Annotated in this window: 20 protein-coding genes and 1 pseudogene; 10 read left to right on the top strand and 11 right to left on the bottom strand. The window is 57.3% G+C overall.

Annotation, left to right across the window (positions count from 1 at the left end):
* Positions 1-654: 654 nt before the first annotated feature.
* The 6 genes from FH061_RS23285 to FH061_RS23265 all read left to right on the top strand — a co-directional run bounded on the left by FH061_RS23285 (position 655) and on the right by FH061_RS23265 (position 8,753).
* Entirely contained in the window at positions 655-1,740 is a 1,086-nt protein-coding gene (locus tag FH061_RS23285) for a ParA family protein (protein WP_151638225.1), read from the top strand.
* A complete protein-coding gene (locus tag FH061_RS23280) occupies positions 1,737-2,813 on the top strand; it encodes a ParB/RepB/Spo0J family partition protein (RefSeq protein ID WP_151638224.1) in 1,077 nt (358 codons plus the stop codon). The genes FH061_RS23285 and FH061_RS23280 overlap by 4 nt, the downstream gene beginning before the upstream one ends.
* A gap of 314 nt (positions 2,814-3,127) precedes the next feature.
* Positions 3,128-4,672, top strand: a complete 1,545-nt coding sequence (locus FH061_RS23275; protein WP_151638223.1) for a hypothetical protein — start codon at positions 3,128-3,130, stop codon at positions 4,670-4,672.
* A 3,196-nt stretch (positions 4,673-7,868) separates the two neighbouring features.
* Positions 7,869-8,039: a hypothetical protein gene (locus tag FH061_RS30665; RefSeq protein ID WP_192805215.1), complete on the top strand. Its 171-nt coding sequence runs from the start codon at positions 7,869-7,871 to the stop codon at positions 8,037-8,039.
* Positions 8,036-8,473, top strand: coding sequence for a type II toxin-antitoxin system death-on-curing family toxin (locus tag FH061_RS23270; protein WP_151638222.1), 438 nt, complete (start codon positions 8,036-8,038; stop codon positions 8,471-8,473). Before FH061_RS30665 ends, FH061_RS23270 begins: the two co-directional genes overlap by 4 nt.
* On the top strand, positions 8,457-8,753 hold the full coding sequence (locus FH061_RS23265) for an addiction module antidote protein (RefSeq protein WP_151638221.1): 297 nt from the start codon (positions 8,457-8,459) through the stop codon (positions 8,751-8,753). The genes FH061_RS23270 and FH061_RS23265 overlap by 17 nt, the downstream gene beginning before the upstream one ends.
* Before the next feature lie 203 nt (positions 8,754-8,956).
* Here the strand turns inward: FH061_RS23265 and FH061_RS23260 are convergent, their stop codons facing one another.
* From FH061_RS23260 to FH061_RS23230, 6 genes and pseudogenes are all read right to left on the bottom strand, one after another.
* A complete protein-coding gene (locus FH061_RS23260) occupies positions 8,957-9,652 on the bottom strand; it encodes a metallophosphoesterase (protein ID WP_151638220.1) in 696 nt (231 codons plus the stop codon).
* Between the two features lie 9 nt (positions 9,653-9,661).
* A complete protein-coding gene (locus tag FH061_RS23255) occupies positions 9,662-10,033 on the bottom strand; it encodes a hypothetical protein (RefSeq protein ID WP_151638219.1) in 372 nt (123 codons plus the stop codon).
* Positions 10,034-11,269: 1,236 nt separating this feature from the next.
* Positions 11,270-12,022 (bottom strand): IS21-like element helper ATPase IstB, encoded by a 753-nt coding sequence (istB, locus tag FH061_RS23250; RefSeq protein WP_151638218.1) that lies wholly within the window; start codon positions 12,020-12,022, stop codon positions 11,270-11,272.
* A 15-nt stretch (positions 12,023-12,037) separates the two neighbouring features.
* Positions 12,038-12,646 (bottom strand): annotated as a pseudogene (locus FH061_RS23245) (Mu transposase domain-containing protein); the annotation flags it as partial.
* A 155-nt stretch (positions 12,647-12,801) separates the two neighbouring features.
* Positions 12,802-13,569, bottom strand: coding sequence for a glucose 1-dehydrogenase (locus FH061_RS23240; protein WP_151638216.1), 768 nt, complete (start codon positions 13,567-13,569; stop codon positions 12,802-12,804).
* Positions 13,570-14,331: 762 nt separating this feature from the next.
* Positions 14,332-14,700 carry a hypothetical protein gene (locus FH061_RS23230; protein WP_151638215.1) on the bottom strand — a complete coding sequence of 123 codons (369 nt, stop codon included), beginning with the start codon at positions 14,698-14,700 and terminating at the stop codon, positions 14,332-14,334.
* 317 nt (positions 14,701-15,017) lie between these two features.
* On the opposite strand from FH061_RS23230, the gene FH061_RS23225 reads away from it, so the two are divergent.
* From FH061_RS23225 to FH061_RS23210, 4 genes are read left to right on the top strand one after another with little or no spacing between them, the layout of a single operon-like run.
* The gene (locus FH061_RS23225; RefSeq protein WP_151638214.1) at positions 15,018-16,568 is read left to right on the top strand and encodes a class I adenylate-forming enzyme family protein; all 1,551 of its coding nucleotides are present in this window, start codon (positions 15,018-15,020) and stop codon (positions 16,566-16,568) included.
* 41 nt (positions 16,569-16,609) lie between these two features.
* Positions 16,610-18,550 carry an AMP-binding protein gene (locus FH061_RS23220; RefSeq protein WP_225984831.1) on the top strand — a complete coding sequence of 647 codons (1,941 nt, stop codon included), beginning with the start codon at positions 16,610-16,612 and terminating at the stop codon, positions 18,548-18,550.
* Positions 18,551-18,563: 13 nt separating this feature from the next.
* Positions 18,564-19,754, top strand: a complete 1,191-nt coding sequence (locus tag FH061_RS23215) for a thiolase C-terminal domain-containing protein (protein ID WP_151638212.1) — start codon at positions 18,564-18,566, stop codon at positions 19,752-19,754.
* Positions 19,751-20,170 carry a Zn-ribbon domain-containing OB-fold protein gene (locus tag FH061_RS23210; protein ID WP_192805214.1) on the top strand — a complete coding sequence of 140 codons (420 nt, stop codon included), beginning with the start codon at positions 19,751-19,753 and terminating at the stop codon, positions 20,168-20,170. The genes FH061_RS23215 and FH061_RS23210 overlap by 4 nt, the downstream gene beginning before the upstream one ends.
* Before the next feature lie 178 nt (positions 20,171-20,348).
* Here FH061_RS23210 and FH061_RS23205 read toward each other — a convergent pair whose 3' ends face one another.
* From FH061_RS23205 to FH061_RS23185, 5 genes are all read right to left on the bottom strand, one after another.
* Complete coding sequence (locus FH061_RS23205) at positions 20,349-21,128, bottom strand: enoyl-CoA hydratase/isomerase family protein (protein ID WP_151638211.1); 780 nt, start codon at positions 21,126-21,128, stop codon at positions 20,349-20,351.
* A gap of 98 nt (positions 21,129-21,226) precedes the next feature.
* On the bottom strand, positions 21,227-22,480 hold the full coding sequence (locus tag FH061_RS23200) for an ABC transporter substrate-binding protein (protein ID WP_151638210.1): 1,254 nt from the start codon (positions 22,478-22,480) through the stop codon (positions 21,227-21,229).
* A 124-nt stretch (positions 22,481-22,604) separates the two neighbouring features.
* A complete protein-coding gene (locus FH061_RS23195) occupies positions 22,605-23,393 on the bottom strand; it encodes an ABC transporter ATP-binding protein (protein WP_192805217.1) in 789 nt (262 codons plus the stop codon).
* Between the two features lie 76 nt (positions 23,394-23,469).
* Positions 23,470-24,543, bottom strand: coding sequence for a branched-chain amino acid ABC transporter permease (locus FH061_RS23190; RefSeq protein ID WP_151638208.1), 1,074 nt, complete (start codon positions 24,541-24,543; stop codon positions 23,470-23,472).
* A 5-nt stretch (positions 24,544-24,548) separates the two neighbouring features.
* Positions 24,549-25,436, bottom strand: a complete 888-nt coding sequence (locus tag FH061_RS23185) for a branched-chain amino acid ABC transporter permease (protein ID WP_151638207.1) — start codon at positions 25,434-25,436, stop codon at positions 24,549-24,551.
* Positions 25,437-25,438 lie beyond the last annotated feature (2 nt).

The raw sequence follows: 25,438 nt of genomic DNA, 5'->3' as shown, positions 1-25,438 counted from the left end.
CCTCGCCTCAAGTGGTTGGTCAACACTTCCACTTTGGCACATCGATGCCGTCGGCGCAGGAGTCCCTCCAACCTCCATGTCCTTAAGCCTCGTTAATTCTAGAAGGCGGCGTCCATACCATTTCTAATCTGCGATCCGGTGGGCAAATACTGTCAGCACAGCGTTCCGGTTGGGTATGATCATAAGTGTCAGAGAAGTAATCTCAACGGATATGATCATGTTGATATTACGCAACACCCCCAACGCGAGACGCAATCATCGCCGCGATCGTGACCACCGGCTCGATGGGTGCTGCTGCGTTGGCGGAATTCCTGCGGAGGAGTTATGCATTCATTGTTTGGGCCGTTCGCCAAGCACGGCGGCTGCTAGGACGACTTGGCATTTGGGTGCTCACTTACCGCAAGACTCTAGGACGTGTAAAACGCGATAGGTTGATATTTTGATATCGAAATAATGGGGATACAAGCCTGCTTTTCAAGGAATTAACGGAAAACCGGCGGCGATACCCAAGAAAACGTCATTCGCATCACGGACCGGAAGATAAAAAATCCTAGGAAAATTTAAATGAAACGGCACTTTTTTCTACCGACGGTGCTCAAAAAGTTCTAAAGGTTGGTACACTGTTATATAGAAGTTCACCACTTGGGAGAAGCAATGAGTACCGCCAGAAAGGTTCCGAAAATAAAACCCCGTCACGCGATAGCGCTGACGGGATTCGATGGCACTCCCAAGGTTTTCCGCGACCGCTGCAACAAGGTTCTTGGCGGTGACAAAACCCCGGAGAAGCCGTATCAGCACCGTGATTACACTCCGGCTGAAATTCGTCTGATCCGGCTGTACTTGCTCTCTCTGGCGGGCGCTGTTGCCTATCCGGGTATGCCTCCGGTCATTAACGTCAGGATGTCCAAGGGCGGCGTCGGCAAGACCACCTTAGCTACAAACCTTGCGGTCTGTCTCGCCCACTTGGGGTATCGCTGCCTGTTTATCGACGGCGACCCGCAATCGTCAGCCACTGATGTGTTCGGCGTGGACTGGACCACCCAGAAGATCACGCATATCTCGGAAGTGATGAGCCGGGTCGGCAAAGGCCCGTCAGGCATTCAGAATGCCATCATTCCGATTTACCCCGATGGCATGCTGGATCTCGTTGCCGCCGACATTACCATGGAAAACGAGAACTGGTTGCTCAATGCAATGTCGCGGGAATATGCATTTCAGCGGTTACTGGACGCGGAAACCGAGTTTTTTAGTCAATATGACGTAATCATCATTGACTCGGCACCCGGCGCCTCGTTTCTCACCACAAGTTTCATGATGGCATCGAAAAAGCTGCTTTCGGTCGTCACGCCCGAACCCAAGCCAGTAGCTGCTCTTGATGTGCTGGCGAGCTCGATCGCGGAGATCAACTACAACTTCCCGAATCGGGCGATCGGCCCGCTCGGCACTCACGTTGTGGTCAACCGCTTTGACCAGACAAAGAAACCCCACGTGGAATTGCTGAGCACGATTGCGAGCAAATGCCAAGGCATGCTCAGCGACGTAATCGTTCGCCAGCATGTCGGCTTTCTCAAGGAAAACAAGGACGATCCAGAGCACTGCGGGCCGTTGTTTGAGAATGATCTTGGTGCCCCTGGCAGCCGTGACGTTCTTGATCTGGCCCGCGAGCTGGTCAAGGTGTTTGACATACGCCTCGCCGGGCACCAAGCGGAAGCAGTTCTTGGAATGAGGATCGCAGCATGACAAAGCCAGGATTCAAGTTCTCCGGGATGATCAATTCCGGCACGGTCAAACCACCGGAGAATGCTACTCCAAGCCTGATTCAACAGGCGGTACAAGCGGTCTCGCCGGCGCCGGAGGATGTCGTTGTGCCTCCCGCGCCCGCCGCTGCAGCTATTGTGCAATCACCCTCGGCCGCAGCGAACGAGCCAGCACCGCCGCAAGGCACGCAGGCCGTCGAGTTGCAGCTGGATATGATTGACGTGAGTCCGAACCAGCCGCGCGTCTACTCGGATGACGAGGAATTGAAGGCGTTGACGGAGAGTATTGCCATGACCGGCGTTCGCTTTCCAATCTCGGTTCGGATCCTTGAATCGGGTCGTTTCGAAATTCTCGCCGGCCATCGTCGCTTTGCCGCTGCAATTGAGGCGAGCAAGAAAACGGGCAAGAAAACCATCCCCGCGTACGTACATATTCGAGACGCGCATGATGCCTTGCTCGACACGATCACGGAGAACGAGAACCGTGTCAACCTGACAGATTACGAGCGCGCCCTTGCTTTACAAAAGCTCGCCGCCGCCGGCCTGAAGCAAATGCAGATGATCGCAATTTTGGGCGTCAGCCAGGCGACCGTGTCTCTGTGCTTAAACATGCTGGAACTGCCGGCATCGATTCAAGCCGTAATTGCGCGCAATCCAAAGCGTTTTAGCAGCGGGACCGCTAAGGTAGCGCGGGAGCTGTTGAAGAAATATCCGGGTGAGCTTGGAGAAAAAGCCTTACTCACCGTTGTAAGCGACATTGTTGACGGCAAATTATTGCAACAACAGTTACGTAGCTCGGTAGAATTTTTGATTACCCCCCCGCCTGCCGGGCCCGCTGTCACGACAAGCTCAACGCCAAGACTTGTTATCAGCGACGCGGGAGCTGCCGTTTTTTCGACGCATGCCAAACCCAAAGATCGCACGATCCTGGTGAAGTGCGAAGACAAACGGTTGGATGTGGAAGAAGTCGAACGGATTATCCGTGACGCTTTGCAAAAAGCGGTACGGGAAAAGGAAGAAAACCCAAAGAATCAACAGCTTACTAGTGATTCTTAATGTGATTTCGGGATTATTAGACTCTAATAGCCCCGATTTTTCCAACATTATTAGGCTCTAATATTATGGACCCATAACATTTTAGACCGCCTAGAAACGCAAAGGCCCCACTCGCCAAAGTGGGGCCGCTGCGTGTTTAGGTGGGGTACTACCTACAACTTGTCTGGTGCCTTGAGAGAGGCAGAGTCCAGAGAACTTCGACACTTCTCACTCTACTTCCCTCACGCACCCCTGTCAAGAAGTTCGCGACTTAAAAATCGCGCGCATCGGGGGAAGCTGTGCCTAAAACTTACAATGAGCAGACGCTACGGTCCTTGCTGGACGCATACTGGCATCTGCCGCCCAATATTTTCCGGGCGATTCACCGCGTTTTTGTTTGCGCGGAGCTGACGTTCGCACCGGAAATTTACAAGCGTTTTCTTGCGGAAATGATAAGCCGTGCTGACAAGAACGACGCGACGAAGGAACTCTGGTTTGGAGTTGATAGAATTGCAACAACGTTGGACGTGAGTCGCTGGACGATCAATCGCGTGCGGCAAGATGCGTTAGCGAACGGCGTTTTCAGTTTTCTGGAGCGTCGCAAGAACCGAGGGCAGTTCTCCCATTACTACGCCAAGTTAAGCAAAGAGACCTGCGAGCTCGTCGGCCTGCCCTACTCCGGTCAGAAAAAAAAGGCTCGCCTGGCTCAGATGGATGACATGACTCACGCAGGGCAGATCGTCGTTGAGCAAGCCCGGGAGTACGCGCGGATGGTTGAGGATGAATCTGTAGGCATCCCGCCGTCCAACCTGCATGCTGAATTGCAGGCGGAGCTGGAGCAGGACATGACGGCAAAAGGCGACGCTGCGTTGACTGCGCATCTTGCGTCACACCCGCGCACCGCCACGCCTCCAGCACCCACGGAAACCTCTGCAGAGTCTGAACATCATCAGGAAAACTATGCTTCTGAAACGCCTAGTCGCGCGCCCTTGACCGCCGCGGAGGCCGCCATGGAGCAAGCTCGCTACTTGGTGTATACAGACCGTACTTTTATTCTAAAAGATCTCAGAAAACTTTCTCAAGAGCAAGGCTACAACGACACCCCAGAGGAGGCCGTCGCAAAGATTTCTGAGCTAGCCGATATGGTAACGGTGTTCAATGTCGAGCCAAAGATGGTCCTTACGCTTAGGGGGATCTACAGTAGGGCCGACGTGAATCTCTTTGACGCGTTTGCCTATGCTCGCGAGTTTGCCATCCATAACGAAACCTACCGAGGCAAGCAGTTCTTCGGGTACATGATTACGACGCTTGAAGGCGCGAAAAAATACTTTGCAAAAACGGGCAAATCCATGGATTTCAGGAGGAAGCTCAGCAAAGCCGTCGTGCGTAAGGTCGAACAGAAAGCGATCCAAAACGTTCGGGAGCTGGAGCAGCGCTACAAAGGGCGCAAGTTCTCAGGAGTCGAACCAGACGGCACCATGTTCGTTATCGAGTTCAGCAGCATGATGCTTGGCGACATCGTCAAGCACATCGGGCTTGATACGAAAGCTGTTGTCTTAGAGGATCGCAGAAGGTTGTACGCTGACCTTGAGGCCGGCAAGCTGACCGAAATCAGAGCATCAGATGCCGCCCCTGCCCCGGTTCGGCCAAGCGAGGTCGACCCGGATTATGAGCTTACAGAAGTTGCTAAGCAGCTTACTGCCAGCAAGGTTGCAAGGCCGGCCGATTGTCTGGCCCTGCGCGGCGCGAAGCCCTCACCGAGAGTGAAAACAATACCGACCGAAGTCCCCGCGGAAAAGCTTAGGGGCCGTCCTTACGTCGCTGAACTGATAGCTCAGGTGGCGGCCATGAAAGCGGCGAATGCGGCGAAGGGTGTGTGATAACCGCACGAGGAGACATTAATGCTACGCTTGGTCCAAAGGGAGTCAGACCACCGCTTTTACGCGGTCAAGGTCTACACCGATTTGCTGGGTGATGTGGTCGTGTTGCATACTTGGCGAAGCTTGACGAGCCGGCGGGGAGGAACACGTTTGCCCACCATTTCGGGTTTGGAAGAGGCCGAACGATTGGTTGAGGCTGCGGCAAAGCAGCACCATGCACGTTGCTACCGGTTAGTTGAAGATCGTTGGGTCCCGCCGGCAAGTCAAGCGATCGGGATGGAAACATACCTCGCCGCCCTCCCCTTCACCAGTTAATTTCAACTCATGGCGGTGACCAATCACGAACTGATTTTCTGGGACGCCTTCAAAGATGGCCGCTTTACCGTCCGCGATGTATGGCATAACTACGGCACCTCGTCATTCCGTTGGCGAGACCGTGAGTAGGCACGGACGATGCGGGACCGGGTCTGCGCCGACCTGATCCTCGAACCAGGTTCCGGTCCACGTGGTGGACAGGGCTGGCGCCTTAACCCAGAGCTTTTACGTAAGTATGCTAAGGATGCAGCCAAGGCGGCCGGCAACGCGCTGCGCGTTGTCCAAGCGAAGTATCTTAGGGTCGTTTATGGCAAAGTAATCATCGCTGAGCGCGGTGGCAGGATAGAGTAGGCCGACTGCCTCTAACATGATTTGGTACAAGTCACCGGGCGCCATAACTTCGGACGCTTTTCGAATGTCATGCCGATCAGGCATTTTTGCGTGGCTGCGATGCAGGTATTGATTGACCAGCAAGTGCGATTGATCAAATTGGGTATCGAGCGCTGACAGGCACATAAAAACAATGGCAGGCCTCGATGACAACCGTAACGCAGGAAGCCCGCCGGTAAATATTAGAGTCTAATATTTGTTTCTACTAGCGCATGGGATCCTTACTCAGAAGGTTATTAGACCCTAATATCACCTGCGGTTAAGATATTAGAGTCTAATAACGGCATCCCGTTGAAAAATTATCACGGTGATAGCATTTAATGTTGCACCGTCGGTTACAACAAGTTCATTTCCGATCGGGAAAGAACGTTTTGAAATCAATAGGTTAAGAACGAAAACCGGGGCAAAATCCAAGTGCGTGATGTTTGTATGCGGTATTGAACGCATGCACGTTCTGGCCAAGCTCCTATAAATCAACAGCTTAGCTGCAAACGCAATTTTTCCGCGAGATTACCCCGCGTGTTCGCGTGTTCGCGTGTCGGAGTGATCAGAGTAGCGTGAAACAATTGCTGAGACTCTGAAAAAAAGCTAAAAAAGCTGAATATTTACAATGACTTATTTCGGTCAGTAAGTAATCGAAAAAGATTTCAATTGTTCCACGGGGCGGTAAGACATAACTTTTATCAGTATGAAATGGGCGCCGTTATTAGAGTCTAATAATCAAACTTCTAAAATATTAGAGTCTAATATTTCTGATCACTGCATTGCTTGGCTTCTTGCACCCATCATCGTCCTGGCTGAAGTCAGGAACGCAGAATACGTTCGTAGCTCCCACCTTTTTTACACAAGAGCAGCAGAATGCCATCGGGGTAGTTACCTACGCGCTCTGATGTGAGTAAGCGTCTTCGATACGGCCATCCGAGCGTAATCAATGGCGCGGTTAACTTCATCAGCCATGGTCTCCCGCACCTTTGATTTAATGCACCCCCGCCGTAGCGACAGGACAGCGCTGTTGATATCCGCTCAACGAGCGGCGCTTCATGGCCTCTCCTTGCCGATGAGTCTGGTAAAACATTGGGTGGTCGCCGCATCGGCTTGCATTCGCCTAGCGTGCTCCATTATCTCTTCGGCGCCGTCGACAAAGGCACATAGATGTTTTGAAGTTCGACCAGGATGCTCGGTGTTTCTCGCAGCAGGTCGTAATCGACGCCGGCACAATGAGCGAATGCGTCTGCCACAAAGCTACTAGAGACGATGGCGGTAATTCGGATTCTGCTTGGGAGCGCCGTGTCAGTTCGCATCGCAGCATTGGTATCGAACGATTTTTGCGCCTGCTTCCCGTCTTTATCCTGACCTTTTGTAGCGCATCCTTTAGACCCTCCAATTTCGTTGACTTAGCATCGGCGGCCCTTGTGATTATGTTGCTGATTGTCATGAGTAGACCTACATGCGTCGAATTATCGCGGCGCATTAGTCGCGCCGATGTAGAGATTAAACAGATAGTCGAGTAGAGCAGGGCGGTGCCAAGGAAAGCGGTGAACCACAACCGGATCACGTAATGACCTTTCAAGCGATTTCCCAAAGCGCGAATCTTGCCGCACGGCCTCAGCTACTGAAGTGATTGCATCAGGTTTTGTTGTAAGGCGTTCCCTTCCCCATTACATGAGTTCGACCGGTCGTACGGAACAGAAGAGCAGTCGCAGCTAGAGCCGGCATCGAACGAAGGTCAGAGTCGACCTGACTGGTCGCGAGCTTGGTGGCTGTCAAACAACACATGCACGATCGTGTCCTTGTGGTGTGGCGCCGACTGCGATGGTGTAAGTGAGGTAACCACGTTTGTCCAAGTACATGGTATGGAAGCACGCTCGTCACTCCCAAGCATCGCATGGGACTGTTCCATAACATGGGCGGGGCGGTTTCCCAACCTATATGTCGCGGAAGCGTCTTAGTTCGTCGTTCCAGTAGCGTGATTCAAGCCTGCCGCGTTTTGGCGCGTCAATGAAGACGGACTAGACCGAGTACTCGCCACGCGGTGCCGATAATTCACGCAAATCGAATAACGCTTAGCGACACTGGCGTCGCCGATCAAGCGAGATGACCTTCTTCATTGTGAGCGTAGCGTGAAAATGGGTTAGACGCTCAGGACGAGAGCAGCTTGCCGTGTCACGAAGGACCAATGATCCGAACCGCTGGCCGATCCGTACTAACCGCAGGCGGCTCTGCCGCAATCGTTAGCCGCCATGAGGCGGCTCGGTCGGCAAAAATAGGAGAACGCACACGCGGATGGCGCTATGAAATTCGGCAATCCCCATCGTTCAAATCTCATTGTAAATGCTTGATTGCAAATCTCTTTTTCGAAAGCATCAAAGGATTCCCATAAATAACAGCAGGATTTGCGATGAATGATAACAAGCGGGCTTGAGTATCTTGGTTGTGTCCATGTATCCTTTGGAATACAATTAACGCATAGCGTAAGTATTCGGAGATGACTATGGAAAAGCCCAAAAAAACCTACGGCGTCAAAGTCGTGCCGAAAAAGACGGTGCAACGCGCCATCCAGGTGTCGCTCGCAAATAAAGAAGGATCGCGAGTGATCCGTAGTGCGGTGCGACGCGTGCTCGTCACGCATGCTGATGTGATCAAGGCGCTCGCCAAGCGATGATCGAGTCATTAATCCTCGCTGAAAAGGTCATCGAGATTCACGATCTGATCCTTTCGACCGAGGAAGGTCTGTCGGGGGACTATGGCCCCGGCAGACTGGAAGGCGCGCTGGGGCGCGTGACCAATAAGGTGGTGTACGAAGGCATGGAGGACGTGTTCGATATCGCAGCCATGTATGCCGTCGCTATCGGGCGTGGACATGTTTTTGTGGATGCAAACAAGCGTACCGCACTGGTTACGGCCTTGGCCTATCTGTCGATCCAAGGCATCGACATTGACCGTGACGAGAAACTCGAAGACATGATGGTTGATGTGGCCGAAGGAACGCTTGAGCACCACGAATTCTCCGAACTGCTGTATTCAATTTACGCAGGACAGGTCGGAGAGGACTTTGACACGTTGGAGGAGGATGGTGCCAATGAGCAAAGCGAATAAGGAAAGCGCTCCGTCGCCGGAAGTGCGGCTTGAAAGTCATCAGGACGTTGCGGCTTATCTCGAACGGCTGGCGGGACAAGGCGATCCGCAAGCATTTATTGCCGGTCTCGGTCAGGTTGCCCGCGCGAAGGGCATGACTAAAATCGCCCGCGAGATCGGCGTCGGGCGCGAGAGCCTGTACAAATCGTTATCCGATCATGGGAATCCCGAGGTAGATACTGTCCTAAAAGTCGTCAACGCGCTCGGGCTGCAGATCGCATTTGTACCAAAACAGCAATAACGAAACGCGGCGAACCAGCCTGCTTTTCCGCCCATGAAGGGGCAGCACGTCACGAGGTTCTTACAGAAGGCAGAACCGAGCGCGATGCAATTTGAACGGCAATTGAGCAAGCGCTGGTTAGAGCAGCAGTGCGGGTGTGGGTATAGTGAGAATTTTAACTTCTGCCTCAAAATTATTGACTTGGTTAGGCCTTCGACGCGCCGTCAGTACACCCAGGCTTTCGAACGGGCAGGGCGCAAGGTTTCCGCGTCAAGGACAGTGAACCGTCCGTCATAGACAGCACCAGTGTCGATGTAAAGGTGATTCCCCAATGTCGTCCACCTGTCGAGCGAGTAATGACCAACCACGACCGCGCGCACGTTTTCCACCGGCCGCACGCACTTGCTATCGTAGCGGCTGCGTGACCACAGGCACGCGGCAATGTAGGCGTCCGCGTTTTCATGCTCGAATGCGATCGGTAAGTCGTTCCAGTCGGCGACTGGACATTCCGCATGCACGATGCCAACCGTGCCAGAAGACGTTTCAAGCTCAAGTGCAATCGGCAAGTTACGAAACAGCGCGACAAATTCTGCCTGCTCGGTCCGCGTCATGCCGACGAACCAGTCGCCACCATTCCACGCGTGAACCGACGGTTCCATTTCGCCGTCGAAGACGTCAATGCACATTGCCTCGTGATTGCCGCGCACCGTGTAAAACCAAGGCTTGTTGGAAAGCCATTCTTTTGCCAAGTCGGACTCAGCGCCGCGGTCAACGAGATCACCGGTACAGAACAGCCTTTCGACCTCCGGGTCGAAGCCGAGCACATCCAGATGCGCTTGCAGCGCGCTAAAGCAGCCGTGGACATCACCGACGATAAGGTCGCGGCCGCGCGTGTTTCGGGTGAATGATTGGATCAGCATGCGAGAATCCTACAGTTGTCCGGGGCACTGATTGGCGGTGTTCTTCCTGCCTTCTTCGATCAGATGAAGCATCGTGGACCGCGCTATCCAGCTGCGAATCAGGTCTGTGGCTGGCAAATTCCGGAAATGAGGAAAATGTGCGATGCACCCGTCGATCCAGGGCAGCTCTTTTTCTAACATGGCGATATCGTTTACGTCGCCATGGTGCTCGTCAAGCAAGGTGGCGAGGGCGGCGCTGAAGCGGAGGCATCGGATGACAACCGAGCACAGCACTAGCTGGTCTGCGTTTTGCAGAACCGTGTTTGGCAGACGAGCATCACCCTCAGTTCGCCGCCAGATGTCTTCGACCACCGTTTGATTGATCTTTGTAACCATCGTCATTTAATTATGATGATTGCCGCCTCTGGCAATTCTGCTTGGGCTGCTAGGCATTCGCATGCCGCACGTTAGGCAGGCGCGCCACAACAAAACCGAGGCGTGGACGTTCGATCCTTGGCACTCCTTAAACATACGTCTTCGTTATAGACCAATAAAAGCCCTTGCATAGCCAGTTCCAGCGAGATTTGAGTTAAGCAAAAGCCACCTTGACGCTCATCTGGAAATTGGGGCAAACCTACAGCGCGGATCGGGGCGGCAGTACTTTTGGGTGCTGTGATAGCGCTCGATGCTACCGCTTGATAAAGCAATTCGATTAGGTTGGTAACGCTCCATACCCGGCGACACAATTGCAGATCCATAACCTGCACGTGGGTTTCTGTGTAATAAAAGGCGTGTCTACTGCGTCTGCAGAGCGCGAGCGCCGCCGCCAGAAGACGCCACCTTTATCTTGCGATGCATGATTGCGTGATAGTGGACTGCCAGTAGATGTTTTTGTCCCGCTGCGTCCGTGAACCAGGTCGCATTTAATCCTGTCGGCTGGCTCGTCGAGATCAGCGATCCCTTGTCAATCAATGTCGGAAGCCCAGAGAAAAAGATTGCCATAGGAAGTTCGACATTCTGCATACCTGTCAACACCACGCCATCAAGGATCAGACTAAAGCCGACAGCGTGAAACGCATGTAGTGCTTCACCCAGGCACGGTCATGCTGCAAGTGTGGCAAGCAGTAGAACCATCAATAAGGACCGGCTGTGAAATCAATCGTAAGCTTGTGACATCAGCTAGCCAAGCGGAGTGCGATTAGTCGGGACTTTGATAAGTCGATGGTGCGTTATGTATCACCTAAACCATTGATTTTACAGGGTGACAGATTCTGTCAAAGCCAGTTCTATGCATTACTCCTATTTTCCCGCGTTTAGAAACCATAATAACATCAGGAAAAGCGTTCTCAGAAGGCACCATTGACTACCTAAACTTCGACATTCAACCTAATGCGTATTTCGGCGAAGATAACCGGCTATTTCGGCTGAACATGACCACTGCGCAGTAGAGCGGTGTTGCGTGCTCAAATTGTAAGGGGTGCGGTCACGATGCGTCCATTATTCCTCCTTTTTTATGAACTACGGGGCGGCTTTTGCTGGTCTGACGATGCAGACTTATCCACGGCGGCGGGCGTGGTCAGTGTAAAGACCATGAACGTTCGCCGCCGTGGGTAAGTCGGTCTAGCGCCACCATGCTGGCTATGCAGCGTCCTTCACAGCTATTGGCTTCGATTGCCGTAGCGAGTCACCGGTCAGTGTGAATCGCTGATGGCGTTGCATGACGCGGTCCAATATCGCATCGGCGATGGTGGCGTCCCCAATCCAGGCGTGCCAGTGCTCGATCGTAATCTGGCTGGTAATGATCGTGGCCTTGTTTGCGGCCCGGCCATCAATGATCTCCAGCAGGTCCGAGCGCACGCTACTGTCGAGTGCGCCCATACCCCAATCGCCCAATACAAGGACGTCGGTTTTGGCAAGTTGGATCAACCATCTGCCGAAGGCACCGCTGCCATGCCGCATCCGCAATTCTTCCGGCAGACGTGGCATCCGCTGGTACAGCGCCGAGTGCCCGCGCCGACACGCGTACTGTGTCAGCGCGCAAGCCAGCCACGATTTCCCGGCGCCGGTCGGACCGCTGATCAGAATGCTGTGGCCCGCCGTTACCCAGTCGCCCAACGCCACGCTCATGACCGTGCGGCGATCGATACCGCGCGCTGTACGTGCGTACAAGTCTTCGATGGCCGCCTGGGGATACTTCAGTTTTGCTTGCTTGAGCAGGCGTTCCTGTCTGCGGTCGTTTCGGTAATGGACTTCCCGATCCACCAGCAAGATCAGACGTTCCTCGAAGCTCATGGCGGCCGCCCCGGGCTGGCGTAGCTGCTCCTCAAGCGCACTGGGCAGGCCATCCAATTTCAGGGTGCGCAATTGCGCCATGGTCGTATGCATCATCATGGGATGTCCTTCACGTTATTGGTAATAACCGGCGCCGCGCACATCCGGATGGTCCGGACTAACCCAGTCGCCCGCCGCGCCAGGAGCGACCTGGTCGCGCTTGTTGGCCAGGATGTCGCGTACGTTGCGATAGCAGCAAGCACCAATCGACAACGCGACCGTGCACGCTGCTTCCACCCGTGGTTCGCCGTAGCGCTTGGCCAGCGACAGCAGGCTTAGACAGGCACGGTAGCCGTGTTCCGGGTGCTTGTTGGCCGACAGCGGCCGCGTGACGATGGCGCCGGTGGCCATGCCGATACACTCCCCCCAGTCGATCAGGCGCTGCGGGGTCCATTCCAGATGAGCGCGGTGCGCTGCTGGCATGTGCTCGGGCACGGTGGTGAACGCACCGCGCCGTTCGCTACGGGCGTGGCAGGCGACACGCTGGCCGCGATGCGGCAGTTCCACTGCATGGCCGGTGATGCGCGCATCGAGTTCCTGCCCGACCAATGCATGCGGCATGCTGTAGCGATGAGCCTCGATCTCGACGTGGTAGTCGATGTTGACCTTCACGGTCTTGAAGCGCGCCATCTCGTAGTGCTGCATCGGCAGCGGCAGCAGCACCGGAGCGTCCAGTATGGCAAACGCCGTCTCGACCGGGCAGCCAATCCTTGTTCGGTTCCCACTGGTCGTCCCGTAATCCATAACGTCTTGTCAATTGATGACACGCCAGGGCAAGGTCACGCGAGACTGCTACGCGCGCTGGTACATAGCCGGAGTTACGTACCGTATACCTCCCATCAGCCAGCCATGGTCAGACCTCCGGATGCAGACAGCACCTGACCGGTGATGAAAGCGGCGTCATCGGAAGCCAGGAAACAAATGGCACCGACCACATCCTCCGGCTGCCCGAGCCGGCCGAAGGGGATCGCCTTTTCTAGTGCGCTGCGCAACTTTTCTCCGCTCTCGCCCTCGCCGGCAAAGTCACGGAACAGAGCGGTATCGGTCGGGCCAGGGCAGACGACATTGACGTTGATGCGCTTTCTCGCCAGCTCACGTGCCAGCGTTTTGGAAAACGAAATGATTCCGCCCTTGCAAGCAGAGTACACCGACTCGCCCGAAGACCCAACCCGGCCGGCATCTGATGCCACATTGACGATCCGTCCTCGCCCGCGCGTCGCCATGCCCTTGACCACGGCGTGGTGCAGGTTGAGTGGGCCGACGAGATTGATGGCAATTAGTTTCTGCCACAATTCAGGCGTGGTATCGATGAAACGGGCTGCATGGTCCCATCCGGCATTGTTAACCAGCACATCGATCGGGCCAAGTTCCGACTCGGCGCGAGCGACCTCGGCGGCGACTGCCGCATGATCGCTGATATCGAAGCCATGGCTGGATGCCCTTGCTCCGCCGCCGCGCAGTTCGTCGGCAAGCTTGTCGGCCGCTGCACGGTTCAGATCGAAGATAGCGACTGCGGAGCCCTCGGCCGCAAAACGCTTGCATATGGCCGTGCCTATGCCGCCCGCGCCGCCTGTAACGATTACAACCTTATCTTTCAAGCCTTTCATGTTGCCTCCTCCAGTCGATTTCATGATTCGGTAGCCTTCGTGATGCCATTGGTACGATTGATGCAAAGTTTCAAACGGTCCGATAGTGTAGTCAATAGTGTCATCCGGCTAGCCACCGGAATGAGGGTGTCAACCAGGTTCGGTTCTGCATTTGATCATGCGAAGCCGGCTGTAGGTCGGTGTAGCGTTGCCATACTGCCTGACCACTTAGTTGAGGGTGTGCACCAGGCCCCAGGCGGACCGGCTTTGCGACGGCCGGGCTTCGACGACTTTGTATTCGACATGCTCTGTATTACACGGGAACAGGGGACCGTGCTGTGGACAGTCAGTTTTATGTTCAGGAAATCATACTCGGTCTTTATCGTGGTCGATTGCGCCAGCAGGCTTTCGGCAATGCCATACACAAAGGAACCCGATACGAGCAATCCTTTGATGTCCGATTCATTGTTCACGAACCGCAGAGCAGTGGACAACACTTCAGTCATGTGAATAGTATTAAGGAAAATGCAAATGTCGGTCCTGCACGTCCGCCCGACGGTCTTGAGTCTCCTGCCGACGGCAGGTATTTAGAATATAAGCCCAGAGCAACGATGGAGATGTCATCTGTCTGCATGGCGCCCTTCTATCCTGAATGGTCACATGTGGTCAATTGTGCGCCGTCTGCTGCGGGTACTCCGTCCGATCATCTACAATAAAGCCATCGGGCGGGTGGTTCCGGCTATTTCCAGAGCGCGCAATTAGATTCGGCCTTGGTCGTTCTACTCATTCCCTGGCCTTATTCGCCGCGACGTCGGCCTCGTTCTGGTAATCCGCAAAAACCAGTTCGATCTTCTTGGTATCGACGGATCCTCCCATGTCGACATTCGCCCGTCTTACGGAGTGGATCACGCCTTGCCCTGTAACATTTGCATCCAGGCTGGATAGATCGACAGCTAACCCTGTCTTCACCACATCGCTGGAAACCTGTACGGGCGATTGGGTTGCAATGGAACAGAGAGCGAGAGAGGACAAGGCAGCGGCGAGTTTTTCAACATCATCGATTCTTCCTTTCAGGACGAGGAAAGATGGCAGATCAGGAGGACGAAGTCTGCCGCAGCATTCATAGGCCTGTGCGCGATGGACGGAACGCAATCAATAGCAACCTCCCACGTGCGTTCACGGCTGCCGTGGAGCGCGGAGCCGGGATTTAGAACACACGCAAAAAGGCTGATCCTGCAAAGCATTGCGCAAACTCGGCCCTATGATAACGAAGGAGAGATATATTGCGCTGCTTTGTTAAAGCAGCTTACCCTTCCGCTTGCATACCTGTCAACCGTTAGGTAGACTGTGTTCGTCTGATTGCAAACAATAGAGGATTGGAATACGACTGTAATCACCATGCCAAACAAAGGTTTGTCTACTTCCTCTAACGGACTAGGAATGGCGGAAGCTGGGAGAAGGAGAATGGATTGAATGCTTTCGATTCAGCTTTTGATCTCGCGGTCGGTGATATTGTCCGCAAGCATGCGGTTGTTCAGCCGCATGCAATCGCCCTGGAGAGTGCAGAGCGCAGTCTGACTTACCTTGGGCTTAACCGACGTGTCAATCGCTTGGCGCAGGTTCTGCTTTCAAGAGGTATCCGCCACGGCGATCGGGTGGCGATCCTTTCCGAAAACTGCCTGCCCTACCTGGAACTGGAGCTGGCCGCTGCCAAGCTGGGAGTCATCGTGCCTTGCTTGAATTGGCGGCTGTCCGATGCCGAGCTGCTGCATTGCATCCGCCTGACCGAGCCGTCCCTGATCCTGGTTTCCGAGCGCTATGTGATGCAGCTCGCGCGCATTGATCATGGCGTGCCCGGTACGGTTGTCATCGAGCGCGAATATGAGACCCTCTTGGCCAACGCCACAGAGGGCGAGCCTGCCATCGACGTGGCGGGCGGGGACGGACTGGTCATCCTCTATACCAGCGGCACTACTGGCCTGCCAAAGGGCGCACTGATCAGCCACCGCGCGATGATTGCCCGCGCCGCGACATTCGCTGCGGATTACGGGATTACTCGCTACGATAATTACCTTGCGTGGTCACCGCTCTTTCACATGGCCGCTACCGATTTCAGCCTGGCGACGCTGATGCTGGGCGGCAAAGTAATCGTGCAGGACGGGCTGCAGGTCGATCGCATGATCACGGTGCTCGAACGCGAGCCCATCGGCTGGCTGGTCGCGATGCCAGGGATGATCGAAAACCTGATTAGCGCGATCAAGCGGCGCGACGCCCAGATCAGGTCCGTCAGGATGGTCGGCGCCATGGCCGACCTGGTTCCGCTGCAGCAGATCGCCGAGCTGACCACGCTGATGAACGCGCCTTACCTCAACACTTTTGGCAGCACCGAAACCGGCCTGCCGCCGGCTTCTGCCGCCATGCTGCCGATCGGCCAGATTCCCGCCAGCTTGTCCAAGCGGGAATCTGGCTTTTGCCGCATCCGGTTGGTGGACGCTGATGGGAACGACGTACCTGACGGGATGCCCGGTGAACTCATCATCCGTGGGCCGACGTTGTTTAGCGGCTACTGGCGGGCCGACCAGACGAATTCCGAGGATTTCCGCGGCGGCTGGTTCCACATGGGAGACATGTTCGTGCGGCAGCCGGACGGCACGCTCGATTTCGTGGACCGGGTGAAATACTTGATCAAGTCCGGAGGAGAGAACATTTATCCGGCGGAAATCGAGCGCGTGCTGCTCGCGCATCCCGACGTGATGGATGCCGTCGTGGTTCGCCAGCGCCACGAGAAATGGGGCGAAGTCCCGGTGGCATTCGTTGCGCCGCGCTGTCCAGAGGTGTCGAGCGCCGCCCTGGCGCAATGGTGCAGCGAACGCCTCGCCAGCTATAAGCAGCCCAAGGAAATACGGTTTGTGGTCGAGACCGATTTTCCGCGCAGCAGCACCGGAAAGATCCAACGGCATGAAGTCGAAAGGATGTGGCTGACCGCTAAGACCTGGCTAGCATCCTGCGAAGGAACATGATCAGCATGGAAAAACAAGAACGGACAGGACAATTCTCTTGGATGCCTTCCCGGCAACTCGTCGAGCAGAGCAATCTGCGCGCATTTCTCGCGCTCACCGGCATGCCTGACTACGAGTCCCTGGTGCAGAAGGCCGACGCCGATCCCGCATGGCTCATGGGACACGTGTTCCGCTTTTGCGGCATACGGTTCTACCGGAACTATGACCAGATGCTCGATGCATCGGGCGGTATTGCCTGGGCACGCTGGTGCGTCGGCGGCACCACTAACCTGGTGCTGAACTGCCTGGACAAGCACCGCGGCACACCGGCATGGGATCGCACCTTCCTGACGTGGGAAGGCGAGCGGTCGGAGGAAAGACGTAGTCTGAGTTACCGCGAATTCGATGCCGAGGTATGCCGTTTTGCCGCCGGCCTCAAGGCGCTGGGTATCGGCCGCGGTGACACGGTCGGCATCTTCATGCCGAATCTGCCGGAAACCTACGTCGCTTTTTTCGCGGTGATCAAGATCGGCGCCATCCTCATGCCGCTGTTTTCCGGGTTCGGCGCCCATCCTGTGGCCACGCGCCTGAAGGATGGCGGTGCGAAGGCCGTCATCACGGCGGATGGCACCTGGCGGCGCGGCACCACAGCCGCGCTCAAGCCTGTGCTCGATGAAGCCCTGCTTGAGGCAAGGGATGTGAAGCACGTGATCGTGCTCAAACGCATGGGGGACACGCTGGCGACACCGATGCAGGCCGGACGCGATCGCTGGTGGAGCGAGGTCATCGACGGACAGCCCGACGACTTTCCCACGGAAGAAATGGAAGCGGAGGCGCCCGCGATCCTGCTGTACACCTCCGGTACGACCGGCAAGCCCAAAGGTTGCGTCTGGACCCATGTCGGCTTTCTCGGTTCGATGGTGACGAGGGACATGCATATCTGCGGCGACTTCAAGCAAAGTGACCGGTTCTTCTTCATGAGCGACATGGGATGGATGGTCGGCGCGATGTGCGCCTGCATCCCGAGTATGTTTGGTGGCAGCCTGTTGGTTGCCGAGGGCACGCCGGATTATCCCGATACCGGGCGATTCTGGCGCCTGATCCAGGACCATAAGGTGACTTACCTGGGCGTCTCGCCGACGCTGATCCGCGGCCTGATGCGGCATGGCGATGAGGTCGACAGTTATGATTTGTCCGCGCTGCGCATCCTGTGCTCGGGGGGCGAGGCCTGGACCGAAGCACCGTGGCGCTGGTTCTTCGAGCGCGTGGGCAAGTCGGCACTGCCGATCATCAATGTCTCGGGCGGGACCGAGGTCGGCGGCTGCATCTTCACGGGCACCGTTCATCATCCAATGAAGCCGGGCTCCTTCGGCGGGCGCGGGCTGGGCATGGGCACGGACATCGTCGACGACACCGGCAGACAGGTGCCGCCTGGACAGGTGGGCGAGGTGGTGCTGCGCCAGGCCTCGATCGGCATGACCAAGAGCCTTTGGAAGGACGACGCGCGTTACCTGGAAAGCTACTGGAACACCATCCCGGGCATCTGGGTGCATGGCGACTTCGCGATGCAGGATGAGGACGGCCTTTACTTCATCCTCGGCCGGTCGGACGACACGATCAAAGTATCGGGCAAGCGTACCGGGCCTTCCGAGATAGAAAGTCTGCTCATGGCGACCGGCCTGATTTCCGAAGCTGCAGTCATCGGCGTGCCCGATCCACTCAAGGGCTCGGCGATTGTCTGTGTCTGCGTGGCCATGCCGGGCGTGGCGCCCGACGAGGACAGCGCCGCTGTACTGTCCCGCGCGGTTGTGACGGGAATGGGCGCTTCCTACCGGCCGCAGCAGGTAGTATTTGTTAGTGATTTGCCGAAAACCCGCAATATGAAAGTGATGCGCCGGGTCGTGCGCGCCGTTTTTCAAGGCAACGAGCCGGGCGACCTGACCGCGCTGGTGAATCCGGAAGCGGTGGCTGAACTGCGCGCGGTTACCGGGTCGGCGCAATGAGGGAGCACAACACATGATGAACACGCATCGATCCAGCCTGCGCGGCAAGACTGCCATCATTGGCGCAGGGCTGTCCGAAGTGGGAAAGGTGCCCGGCAAGAGTCCGTTGCTGCTCGCCGCCCAGGCAGCAGGCAGGGCGCTGGAAGACGCCGGCATCGGCAAACAGCAGATCGACGGCGTGCTGGCCTGTTCTGCTTTCGCCTCGCCGTTTCACCGTTTCAGCGTAGCGTTCAGTGAGTACCTGGGTATCCAGCCTACGTTCTCCAATACCCTGCAGGTATCCGGAGCGACAGCCGCCACTCTGTTCAACGTCGCGGCCGCAGCCATTGCCGGCGGGTTGGCCGATACCATCCTGGTAGTTGGCGGGGACAGCCTGCTCAGCGGCCTCTCTCCCGATCTTGCCTTGCGTTCGATGACGGAGAGCCGCGACCAGCAATATGAGATGCCCTTCGGCATTCCTGTTGCCAATACCTTTGCCATGACTGCGCACCGTCACATGAAGGAGTACGGCACGACGGCCGAACAACTGGCCATGGTCGCGGTCACACAGCGCGAGCATGCGCGGCGCACGCCCGGCGCCCAGATGACCACGCCGATCACCGTCGAGGACGTATTGAACTCGGGAATGGTCACCACGCCGTATCACAAATTGGACTGCTCGCTGATCTCCGATGGCGGCGCGGCTTTCGTTGTCACCTCGGCCGAGCGCGCACGCTCCCTGGGCGTGAAGACGCCGGTCTACATCTTGGGCGCCGGGGAATGCTATACCCATGAACACATCTTCCTCATGCCTTCGCTGACCACGACCGGCGCGCTGCAGTCTGGCCACAAGGCCTATGCGATGGCAGGCTGCGGCCCCTCCGACATCGATGTGGCGGGCATCTACGATTGCTTCACCGGCACCGTCATCATGATGCTGGAGGACCTGGGTTTCTGCCCGAAGGGCGAGGGCGGGCGTTTCGTCGAGGATGGCCAGATGACCTACGGCGGTGCGATCCCCACCAACACGCATGGCGGCCTGCTGGCATTCGCGCATTCGGGCATGCCGGGCGGGCTGTTTCATTTTTACGAAGTCATCCGCCAGCTGCGCGGGGAGTGCGCGGAACGTCAGGTCGCAAACGCTGCTCTTGGCCTGGTGCACAGCCTCGGGGCGGGATTTGCAACCAACGCCACCACCATTCTCGGCACGGAGAGCACATTATGATCAGGCCCGAAGACGCGTTGAAAAAACCGTTGCCGCTTCCCGACGCCGATTCTGCCGTCTTCTGGGAAGGGATCGCCGATGGCAAGCTGCTGCTGCAGCACTGCCTGGCTTGTCACCGCGTCCATTATTACCAGCAGGGGATTTGCCGCGATTGCGGCTCGTCCCGGCTGGAACACCGTGCCGCCAGCGGGCGCGGCAAGGTGCACTCTTTTAGCGTGGTCTATCGTGCGCCGGGCCCGGCCTTCAAGGGCGACACTCCCTACGCCGTGCTGCTGGTCGAGCTGGAGGAGGGACCGCGCATGATCAGCTCGCTGGTAGGGGGCGATCCGGAGAAGGTCGAATTCGACATGGCGGTGGAACTGGTCTGCGAGCCAGTCGGCGACGGCATGGCGCTGCCGTGCTTTCGGCGGGCCTGAGCAGAATCGCTCTCATTGCGTCAGGCGCCGCCGCGAATCGCTCGATATCTGTGTTGTCTGCCGGGTAAAAGGGCGCTCGAAGGGGCGGTTTAAAGGAGCTCCGTCACGAGAGCGGAAAAGGGCAGGCGGGCAGGCACCCGGCGCCCGGTTCAGGCTCCGGGAAAGTGGACGCCGCCGGCTACTTTCCCTGCCAGACCGGCTTCCTTTTTTCGGCAAAGGCGCGCGGGCCTTCCACCGCATCGGCGCTGGCATACACCGGCTGATGGATTTCCAACGCGGCTTTGAATCCCTCCTCGCAACCCTTGCTCATTGCGGCCAGCACGGACTGTTTGCCCGCCATCACCGAGAGGGGAGCATTGTCGCGGATGATTCGGGCAAGTGACGCGGCGCGTTCGCGCACCGCATCGGGCGTCGCTTCCACATGATTGACGAAGCCTAGCGCTTGCAGTCGCTCGATGGGAACGAGTTCGCCGGTCAGTACCATTTCCATCACCAACGGCTGCGGCAGCATCGATACCAGCGGCACCGCCCACGGCGAGCCGCGTCCGATCTTGACTTCGGTGATGCCCATGCGGGTGCCGGCCAGCCCGACCCGCAGGTCGGCGTTCAGGGACAGCAGCATGCCGCCGGCGGTGGCATGACCGGTCATCGCCGCGATCACAGGCTGGCGCACGCGGCGCATACGCTGGTGCATCGGGTCTTTGATCATGCTGAGGATATCCTTGCCCTGTTTGGCCTTGATGCGCGCTGCTTCCTTGAGATCCATGCCGGCGCAGAACGTGCCGCAGTCGGCCGAAGTCAGGATGACCGCACGGATCGTGTTCGAGCCGTCGATCAGGTCCCATAATTCGAGGAGCCGGTTGGAGGCGGATACCGAGAGCGCATTGCGCGCTTCGGGACGATTCAGAGTGATGGTTGCCACGCCGTCCTGTTGGTCGAAGAGAACCTCGTTGCTCATTGCTTTACCTTTGAGTGATGGCATGCCCACCGCAATGTGAAATGAAAAAAGGCAAACAGGCGTATCGTTCTGTTCGCCTTTTCGTGCCGTGTCGCCGACTACTTCTTGTTTCTCGCGAACTCGGACGATTCCTTCTTGACGATTTCCTGGATCACATCGTCATAGGCGGAGAACCAGTCGGTCTGCGGCACCCACTTTGCGCCGTCCCACATGTCGATGCGGGTCTTGCCGCCGCCGCCATGGTCCTTGGCGGTCACGGTCACTGGAGCGATAAGGCCGTTGCCATCGAAGTTCTTCAGGCTTTCCAAACCGCGCTTCATCTTCTCCGGGTTCAGCGGCCAGCCTCCCTGGCGGATCGCCTGGCGCGCACCTTCAAACACGCTGGCATACATGGCCAGGCCGGTGTTGTAGTAAATGTCGTTCAGATGCTTGCGGTCGCCGGCACCTTTGTTTTTGTCATAGAGCTCCTTCGAGATCTGCTGGATGAGCGGGTGGTTCTGCCCGCCGGTCACATTGGTGCCGCGTTTGAGGCCCTTGGCCGCCTCCGGGCCGATGTTGGCGATATCGACTTCGTTGAGCCAGTTGACCGAGATGTACTTGTCCATGGGAATGCCGTTGCGTTTCATTTCGCGTGAACTGACCACATGCATATTGGATAAGCCCCAGCTGATCACCCAGTCGGGGTTGACTCGCCGCATCTGGCTCCAAGCGGAGGTCTGGTTGTTGCCAGGCATCGGGTAGGGAACGAGCTGCAGCTCGAAGCCTTCGCGAGCGGCCAGGGTTTTGAGCACGCCGATGGGCTCCTGCCCGAATGGATAGTCTGGATAAATGAAGGCGATCTTGACGCCCTTGAGCGAATTATTGTGCTTGGTCTTGATGTAGTGCACGTTGTTGGCCATCTGGCCCCAGTAGGTCGGCCCGATCGGGAACACCCACTTGAACACTTCGCCGTCGATCGCATCACCGCGCCCGACGAAAGACTGGATCATGACGTTGCCGTCTTCCATGGCGCGCGGCAGGACAGCGCGGGAAACCGGCGTGGAGAGGAAATCGAAAGTCAGCGCGCCTTCGCGCTTCATCTTTTCATAGCATTCGATCCCGCGTTGCGGCTCGTTGCCATGGTCCTGGACCAGGATTTCGACCGGGTGGCCCTCGATGCCGCCCGTCTGATTGAGCAGGTTCGCATAATCGGTCGCCGCCTGGGAGATTTGCGGCGTGACGAAGCCATAAGATTTGCTCAGGTCATAACACAGCGCAAACTTGATCGGCTGGGCCTGCTGTGCGTGTGCAGCATGCAGGCCTGCAAGCGCCAGCCCCAGACCCGCCACGACGGAAAGTAACTTCGATGTCATCGTTGTCTCCTTTAACGCGTACGGGTTTATAAGAGTCCATCGGGCACCCCGTACGGTACAACCCAGGACTATGCGTCGGACCGAGCTTCGGGGCAGCCGGATGCGCCCCGCGCTCGGCCAGAATTCAGGTCAGCCACCGCTTGCGGCGCCGGTAATGCTTGATGTCGTGGAAGCTACGGCCTTCCGTGCCGCCCAGGTAGAACTCCTGGATATCGGGGTTCTTCTTCATGGCCTCAGCGCCGTCGTGCATCACCACGCGCCCGTTCTCGATCAGGTAAGCGTGCGACACCACTTCGAGCGCGGCAATCGCATTCTGTTCCACCAGCAGCACCGACAAGCCTTCTTCCTTGTTGATGCGGCGGACAATATCGAAGATCTCCGCCACCAGAAAAGGCGCGAGGCCCAGGCTCGGTTCGTCCAGCATCAGCAGCTTGGGCTGAGTCATCAGCGCGCGGCCGATGGCCAGCATCTGCTGTTCGCCACCGGACAGATAGCCAGCTTGCGCGGTCCGACGCTCAAACAGGCGCGGGAAATAGGTGTAGACCATGTCCTTGTGGCGCAGCATGTCCTGTCGGCTGCCACGCACCGCAGACGCTGCCACCAGGTTTTCGTCGGGCGTCATGTGCTCGAACACGCGGCGGCCTTCCAGGACATGCGCGATACCCATCTTCACCCGCTGCTGGGGCAGCAACGCATCGATGTTGTGTCCGAGAAAACGCACCTCGCCGCGCGTGACCAGCCCACGCTCCGGGCGCAGCAGGCCGCTGACCGATTTGAGGGTCGTGCTCTTGCCTGCGCCATTGGCTCCCAGCAAGGCGACCATACCGGACTGCGGCACCTCTATCGAGACCCCTTTGATCGCCAGTGAAACATGGTCGTAGATGACTTCGACATTGTTGAGCGACAGCACCATGCCGCCCGGCTCGCTGCCCTGCGAGGGCGCCACTACTGGTGATGCGGATTGTTCGGTGGTCAGCATGATGTCGCCTCTATTTCCGTGCATAGCCGAATGGCCATACCAGCAGGTAGTTGCGTATGTTTCCGTACAACTTCCCCAGTCCCATCGGTTCGATCAGCAGGAACAGGATAATCAGCGCCCCATAGACCGCGTGCGGGATATGCGCCAGGGTTTCCACGCCGAGCGACACGCCGGCCAGCTGAGCGACCCAGGTGATGAAGCTGTTCATCATCCCGGGCATGAGCAGGATGAATGCGGCGCCGAAGTAGCTGCCGATGATGCTGCCCAGTCCGCCGACAATTACCATGGCAAGAATCTCGATGGAAACGTTCACCGCGAACTGCTCCGGTGTGGCCGCGCGATAGAACGTGAAGATCAGGATCGCTCCGGTGACGCCGCCAATGAACGACGATGTAGCGAAGGCGATCAGCTTGTAATAGAGGCTGTGCACCCCGATCACTGCTGCGGCGAAGTCCTTCTCGCGCACGGCCACCAGGGCGCGGCCCAGGCCGGTACGACGCAGGTTCAGCATGAACATGGTAACTAACAGGCACCATCCCAGGGCCACGTAGTACAAGCCGCGTTCCGAAGTGATCGCCTGGCCCAGCAGTTGCATGGACGGGGCCTGCAGCGTAGCCTGCGATCCGCCGCTGATGGCTGGCACGTGGGCGATCACCCAGTCCATCACGAATTGCAGCGCCAGCGTGCTCAGCGCCAGATACAGCCCCTTGACGCGCAGTGCGGCGAAGGCGAAGACGATGCCGATGACAGCCGCCATTACGCCGCCGAGGATCACCGCGACTTCCCAGGGAATGCCGTTGCGCGCCCCATGCACCGCGGTGTAAGCGCCGATGCCCATGATGGCCGCATAGCCGAAGTGAAACTGCCCAGCCCAGCCCAGGATCAGGTTAAGGCCGAGCGCCGCCGCAGTCCAGACCAGCCACGGCAGAAGCACGGTGCTGACGGTCAGCGAGCTCATCGTAAATGGCGCGGACAGTGCCAGCGCCAGCAGCGCGCTGATCATCCAGCGGTCTGCCGACAGCGGAAACAGAGACTGCGCGCTGGCGTAGCTAGTATGGAGAATCCCGGATTGGCGAAATAGCATGGCGGTCAGATCCTTTCGATGTCATGCCGTCCGAAAAGGCCGTGCGGCCGGATCAAGATGGTCAGAACAAGCGTCGCGGCAACCACCAGTTCACGGCTACTGCCGCCTACCAGGGGATCGAGGAAACCGGAAGCAACACCTTCGATCAGTCCGAGCAGGATGCCGGCCAGGATGGCGCCGCCGATGCTGTCCATGCCGCCCAGCACTGCCACCGTCAGGCCATTGAGCAGCAGCAGCGCCAAACCCTGATGCACGCCCTGGATCGATCCCCACAGCACACCAGCCGTGGTGGCGACCACCGCCGACATGGCCCAGGAAAACGCCACACCGCGTTCCACCGAAATGCCGACCGACCAGGAGGCGATATAGTCGTCGGAGATGGCGCGCAGGACGATACCGCGCCGGGTATGGAAAAAGAACACGAAGATGGCGAACAATACCAGCGCAATCCCGGCCCCAATCACATAGGCGCGGTTGATCAGAAGCGGACCCAAGTACAACGGCTCGTCGGAAATTCCGATCGATAATGGGCGGCCGGCGCTGCCCCAGACCGCCATGGAAGTGGCGCGGATAAAGATGTCCAGTCCGAGCGTCATCATCAGGATCATGATGATCGGCCGTCCTGCCAGGCGGCGCAGCGCGACGCGTTCAATGCCGACGCCAACGATGAACATGGCCACCATGGCTAGTGGAATTGCTACCCAGATCGGCAGGCCAAGTCCGCCGGCGATTGCCAGTACGAAATAGGCTCCAAGCATGGTCATCGCGCCTTGGGCCAGATTGGGCACCGAAGACGATTTGTAGATCAGCACGATGCCCATGGCCACCAGAGAATACATCAGACCCGACAAAGCGCCGTTGATAGCCAGTTCGGCCAGCAGCATGAATTCCATGG

This window comes from Noviherbaspirillum aerium (assembly GCF_008929045.1).
GTDB lineage: Bacteria > Pseudomonadota > Gammaproteobacteria > Burkholderiales > Burkholderiaceae_D > Noviherbaspirillum > Noviherbaspirillum aerium.
The sequence above is the reverse complement of the archived record's forward strand: the minus strand, read 5'-3'. Positions and strand labels throughout refer to the sequence as shown.

Coding starts and splice junctions, on each gene's coding strand:
- FH061_RS23270 (WP_151638222.1), top strand. CDS start 8,036: ATGATCGAGTCATTAATCCTCGCTGAAAAGGTCATCGAGATTCACGAT.
- FH061_RS23200 (WP_151638210.1), bottom strand. CDS start 22,480: ATGACATCGAAGTTACTTTCCGTCGTGGCGGGTCTGGGGCTGGCGCTT.
- FH061_RS23265 (WP_151638221.1), top strand. CDS start 8,457: ATGAGCAAAGCGAATAAGGAAAGCGCTCCGTCGCCGGAAGTGCGGCTT.
- FH061_RS23215 (WP_151638212.1), top strand. CDS start 18,564: ATGATGAACACGCATCGATCCAGCCTGCGCGGCAAGACTGCCATCATT.
- FH061_RS23195 (WP_192805217.1), bottom strand. CDS start 23,393: ATGGTGCTGTCGCTCAACAATGTCGAAGTCATCTACGACCATGTTTCA.
- FH061_RS23285 (WP_151638225.1), top strand. CDS start 655: ATGAGTACCGCCAGAAAGGTTCCGAAAATAAAACCCCGTCACGCGATA.
- istB (WP_151638218.1), bottom strand. CDS start 12,022: ATGATGATGCATACGACCATGGCGCAATTGCGCACCCTGAAATTGGAT.
- FH061_RS23240 (WP_151638216.1), bottom strand. CDS start 13,569: ATGAAAGGCTTGAAAGATAAGGTTGTAATCGTTACAGGCGGCGCGGGC.
- FH061_RS23220 (WP_225984831.1), top strand. CDS start 16,610: ATGCCTTCCCGGCAACTCGTCGAGCAGAGCAATCTGCGCGCATTTCTC.
- FH061_RS23260 (WP_151638220.1), bottom strand. CDS start 9,652: ATGCTGATCCAATCATTCACCCGAAACACGCGCGGCCGCGACCTTATC.
- FH061_RS23255 (WP_151638219.1), bottom strand. CDS start 10,033: ATGACGATGGTTACAAAGATCAATCAAACGGTGGTCGAAGACATCTGG.
- FH061_RS30665 (WP_192805215.1), top strand. CDS start 7,869: ATGGAAAAGCCCAAAAAAACCTACGGCGTCAAAGTCGTGCCGAAAAAG.
- FH061_RS23280 (WP_151638224.1), top strand. CDS start 1,737: ATGACAAAGCCAGGATTCAAGTTCTCCGGGATGATCAATTCCGGCACG.
- FH061_RS23210 (WP_192805214.1), top strand. CDS start 19,751: ATGATCAGGCCCGAAGACGCGTTGAAAAAACCGTTGCCGCTTCCCGAC.
- FH061_RS23185 (WP_151638207.1), bottom strand. CDS start 25,436: ATGGAATTCATGCTGCTGGCCGAACTGGCTATCAACGGCGCTTTGTCG.
- FH061_RS23190 (WP_151638208.1), bottom strand. CDS start 24,543: ATGCTATTTCGCCAATCCGGGATTCTCCATACTAGCTACGCCAGCGCG.
- FH061_RS23205 (WP_151638211.1), bottom strand. CDS start 21,128: ATGAGCAACGAGGTTCTCTTCGACCAACAGGACGGCGTGGCAACCATC.